The 3018-nt window shown below is 62.3% G+C and carries 5 protein-coding genes; all 5 read right to left on the bottom strand.

The features are described from left to right. Positions 1-33: 33 nt before the first annotated feature. Positions 34-402 (bottom strand): TfoX/Sxy family protein, encoded by a 369-nt coding sequence (locus VEJ16_18155; GenBank protein HYB11586.1) that lies wholly within the window; start codon positions 400-402, stop codon positions 34-36. 14 nt (positions 403-416) lie between these two features. Then, positions 417-803 carry an iron-sulfur cluster assembly accessory protein gene (locus VEJ16_18150; GenBank protein HYB11585.1) on the bottom strand — a complete coding sequence of 129 codons (387 nt, stop codon included), beginning with the start codon at positions 801-803 and terminating at the stop codon, positions 417-419. Between the two features lie 54 nt (positions 804-857). Further along, the gene (locus VEJ16_18145; protein ID HYB11584.1) at positions 858-1217 is read right to left on the bottom strand and encodes an SUF system Fe-S cluster assembly protein; all 360 of its coding nucleotides are present in this window, start codon (positions 1215-1217) and stop codon (positions 858-860) included. A gap of 44 nt (positions 1218-1261) precedes the next feature. After that, complete coding sequence (locus VEJ16_18140) at positions 1262-2503, bottom strand: cysteine desulfurase (GenBank protein ID HYB11583.1); 1242 nt, start codon at positions 2501-2503, stop codon at positions 1262-1264. 102 nt (positions 2504-2605) lie between these two features. Further along, the coding region (locus VEJ16_18135) for a SufD family Fe-S cluster assembly protein (GenBank protein ID HYB11582.1) at positions 2606-3018 on the bottom strand (413 nt) is incomplete at its 5' end.

The raw sequence follows: 3018 nt of genomic DNA, 5'->3' as shown, positions 1-3018 counted from the left end.
GCAACCAGGTGATCGGCGAAACTGAATCCGCGCTCACCTCGTTGGTCGATTGCCGCGTCGGGTGACGGCCGGTCGCCGCCGCGAGACGGCTGCGCGCTGTGCCGCGGCAAGAGACCGCCGTGCCCAGTCGGCCAGTGCCTCGGGATCGTCATAGAGCCGATCCGGCATTCGCCAATAGGACCGCAGCGAGCGCGAACCGCTCTTGGTTGCGTAGACGAAAGGCCGCATCTGCTCGCGTTCGAAGTCCGCCATGATCGCCGCGTCGGCCTTCAGATAGATGACGCCATCGACGAGGAGCCCGAACATCGTCCCATCGGCCCAAATGCCGGCACCGCCGAACATGCGACGGACACTGACAGGCCCGAATTGGACAAATAAATCGGCGACGCCCTCGCGATCCATGACCGCGACGGGCCTCAGGGCGCGTCGACGCCCGCCGGTTCTTGCGCGGGGGTCAAGGCGACGGATTCTCCACAGCCGCAGGCCGAGGTTTGGTTGGGATTATTGAAAACGAACTGCGCCGAGAGTTTGTCGACCTTGTAGTCCATTTCAGTGCCGAGCAAAAACAGCACGGCTTTGGGATCGATCAAGAGCCGCACACCCTTGTCCTCAATCACCTCGTCATTGGGCTCAACGCGCTCCGCATAGTCCATGGTATAGGACATTCCGGCGCAGCCACCATTCTTAACCCCCACGCGCACGCCCACAATCGGCCTGGGGGTGTTGGCGACAATCTGACGGATTCTACTGGCTGCGGCATCGCTCAACCGCATCACCTGCGGCCTGGGTCGCGAATTGGCCATCGACGCTTTCTCCTCATTCCTCATGTGGGATCCTCGCCACGCCGGCGCAACGGGTCACCACATGTTGAGTGCAACGCGCGCTTCATCCGACATCCGACTTGGATCCCACGGCGGATTCCAGACGATGTTGACCGACACGTCGCCAACCCCTGGGACGCTGCCGACCGCATTTTCGACCATCGCCGGCAGCTCGGCCGCCGACGGACAATTGGGGGTCGTGAGTGTCATCTCGATCGCGACCTTGCGGTCATCGGCAATGTCGACCTTGTAGATCAAGCCGAGTTCGTAGATGTCCGCGGGAATCTCCGGGTCGTACACGGTCTTCAACGCCGCGACGATGCTATCGGTCAGACGCTCGAGCTCCTCCACCGGCAACCCCGGTTCAGCCGCGGCAGAGGCGGCCGGAGCGGGCATGTCTGCCGCCTGCGGATGGGTGTCTTCGGCCATCTCGTCGTCTCTCATGCAAAGAAGTCCTGCGCCTTGATCAAAGCCTGCACCAGAGTGTCGACTTCGGAACGGGTGTTGTACAAGCCAAACGAGGCCCGGCAAGTGGCGGTCGCGCCGAAGCGAGCCAACAGCGGCATGGCGCAGTGCGTGCCTGCGCGAACGGCGACCCCGGAGCGATCGATGATGGTCGCCACATCATGGGCGTGCGCACCCTCCATGTTGAAGGATACGATCGGGCCTTTCTGTCGCGCATTGCCGAAAACCCGCACCGTGTTAATTTCGCGCAATCGTTCGTGCGCATACTTGACAAGCCCATCCTCGTGCGCGCGGGTGCGTGCCTTGCCGATCGAGCTCAGGTAGTCGATGGCGGCGCCGAGCCCGATGGCCTGCACGATCGCGGGGGTGCCGGCCTCGAATTTATGCGGCGGATCCCCATAAGTGATGCGGTCCTCGTAGACCTCGCGGATCATCTCGCCGCCGCCATTGAATGGCGGCATGGCGTCGAGCCGAGCGTAGCGGCCGTAAAGCACGCCGATGCCGGTCGGTCCATAGAGTTTGTGCCCGGTGAAGACATAAAAGTCACAACCGATCTGTTGCACGTCGACGTCAAGGTGCACCGCCGCCTGACTGCCATCGAGCAGAACCGGAATACCTCGGGCGTGGGCGAGCCGAACCACCTCGTTTACTGGCACAATCGTGCCGAGAACGTTCGACATGTGGGTGAGAGCCACCATCCGGGTGCGCTCGGTGAGCAGCGACTCAAAGACCTGCAGAAGCAAATTGCCGTCATCATCGACCGGCGCCCATTTGATGACGGCGCCGCGGCGTTCTCTCAGGAAGTGCCACGGCACGACATTCGAATGATGCTCCATGATCGAGAGCACGATCTCGTCACCGGGTTTGATGCCCTCAAGGCCAAGCGAGTGAGCGACCAGATTGATCGCTTCCGTGGCGTTGCGAGTGAAGACGATCTCCTGGGTTTTTTCGGCATTGAGAAACGCCCGCACCGTCTCACGCGCACGCTCATAGGCTTCGGTCGTCGCGTTGGCCAAATAGTGCAGGCCGCGGTGAACATTGGCGTATTCCCTGGTGTAGGCCTGCTGCATGCGATCGAGCACGGCCCGCGGTTTCTGGGACGACGCCGCATTGTCAAGATAGACGAGTGGCTTGCCATAGACCTGGGTCGCGAGAATGGGAAAATCCTCGCGAATGCGGGCCACGTCGTAGCTGCCATTGGTGACTGCGGGATGCATGCCTTTCACTCGCTGCCGACACCCTGGGCTCAAACCGCGTGCCCCTGGGATGACGATCGATGGTTACCTGCCTCCTTGACGGTCGCCGTGGTGTCGACGCCTTCAGGGGCGTGCGGCAAGCCACCCCTGCGCGACCACCATCAGTGCCTCCTCGACGTCCTGATGCTCAATTGCCTCAAAAGCCTCCCCGACGAAGGCCGCGATCAAGAGCGCCTCGGCTTCTTTCTGCGGCAGGCCGCGCGCTTTGACGTAGAACAGGAGATCCTGGTCGAGCGCGCCCGCGGTCGCACCGTGCCCGCATTGCACGTCATCAGCGAAGATCTCCAGCTCCGGCTTATGGTCGGCCTCGGCCTGCTCGGACAGAAGCAGGGCCTGGGACATCATCTTGCCGTCAGTCTTCTGGGCCCCGGGCGCGACAATGATCTTGCCCTGGAACACGCCACGGCTTTCATCGTCGAGCACGGCCTTATTGAGCTCGCGGCTGAAGCCCCCAGGCACCGCATGATCGATCACCA

Source organism: Alphaproteobacteria bacterium, assembly GCA_035625915.1.
Classification (GTDB): domain Bacteria; phylum Pseudomonadota; class Alphaproteobacteria; order JACZXZ01; family JACZXZ01; genus DATDHA01.
Note: the sequence above shows the minus strand (reverse complement) of the source record. Positions and strands in the feature narration are given on the sequence as shown.